Origin of the sequence: Phaeobacter sp. SYSU ZJ3003 (assembly GCF_041300735.1) — a bacterium.
In the GTDB taxonomy this organism is placed as follows: Bacteria; Pseudomonadota; Alphaproteobacteria; order Rhodobacterales; family Rhodobacteraceae; genus Phycobacter; species Phycobacter gallaeciensis_A.
Genome location: NZ_PXNU01000138.1, coordinates 1 through 1246 on the forward strand (window position 1 = coordinate 1; position 1246 = coordinate 1246).

Below are 1246 nucleotides of genomic sequence, written 5' to 3' on the forward strand. Positions count from 1 at the left end.
TTGCTTTTCGTCATAACCATCATCCTTACTTAAGTTGATGGTCTCCGACAAACTCGGAGCGATTCACAGAACTAGCGGATCCGCTTTCGCGGTTGGTAGTTTTTCGAGGCAAGCCAGTGGCTATTCGGGATGCTGTTGACGCAACCGCTGCCAGGATATCCAAGCGCGCTGTGGTTACCTCGTCACGGGAAGTCGGTTCGATGGCCGGGGAGGCTATACCGTATATAGGTGCAGCGGTCATAGTCGGTGCTACGGCGCTGGAACTAAAAGATCTCTGCGAGACGCTTCAGGATATGGGCGAACTTCAACGTGCAATCTCCCCCGAAGCGATGCCCAGCGAAGATGAGAAGACTGTCTGCAACCAGCCGATCCCCACCCGCGAAGAGCTTTGGGAAAGCGTCAAGGGATCGCCGAAAGCAGCTTGGCAAGCAGCAAGGGGCGCAATCCCCACCCTGGAGGAGATAAAGAGCTTCGAGTTGCCTGAGATGGACTGGAAGGGGGCGTGGTTTACAGCTGTTGAGGGGGCCGGGAGGGCATTAGAAGCCACCGAGAACGGAGCAGGTTCAGCTGCGGCTGCGACGAAATCAGCAGTTGCAGAACTACTAGGGAAATTCAGTGGCGACGTTTCTGCGGAAAAGGAGGAGTAGCCGCCAGAGCGCAAGGATTCAAGGCTGCCGAAGCCTACTGGCAGAGGCTCTCTGACTATGTGGTCACTAAGAGGATCCCTACGTCCCCTGACTGACTAGGTATTCCAGCCCCATCGACGTTTACCGTTGGTCTGACTACCCCAAGGACAAGGCCTTGGTGGAAGAGATCGGGGGGATTAGCTGGCCGCTCCGACTTTGCAATGGTCTCTTACTGCGCACTGCGGACTGAGCCAACTTGGTGAGCTACCCCAGTAGCCCTAACCTATAGCCCTCCTGAGCATCCCCACGAGAAACCGGCGAAATACCTCGTCCTGTTCGCTCTTGGTAGGTAAAGAGGCGATCCATGTAGCCAACGCATCGAATTCCCTTCCGGTTCTCAATATGCTCCTGCAGCTGTTCGTCTGAGACATGTGAGTATTCGGGCATATCCGGCAGCTTGATCGATGTGGGTAGCGCCTGACCAACCACAGCCTTCGAGGCTTCCGCCATCACATCACGAAGTTCAGCAACTCGCATGTGGTCGATGACATAGCTCCCAACTTCAACAGCTAAGCGCGTAAGCGACTGATATTGTTGGAGCGGGATGCCCGCTTTTGCCA

The 1246-nt window shown here is 55.5% G+C and carries 2 protein-coding genes; one reads left to right on the forward strand and one right to left on the reverse strand.

The annotated features are described in order from the left end of the window. The first annotated feature begins 116 nt into the window (after positions 1–116). A complete protein-coding gene (locus tag C6W91_RS21080; protein WP_370571601.1) occupies positions 117–647 on the forward strand; it encodes a hypothetical protein in 531 nt (176 codons plus the stop codon). A gap of 243 nt (positions 648–890) precedes the next feature. Here the strand turns inward: C6W91_RS21080 and C6W91_RS21085 are convergent. Continuing rightward, on the reverse strand, positions 891–1246 hold a 356-nt coding region (locus C6W91_RS21085), incomplete at its 5' end, for a hypothetical protein (RefSeq protein ID WP_370571602.1).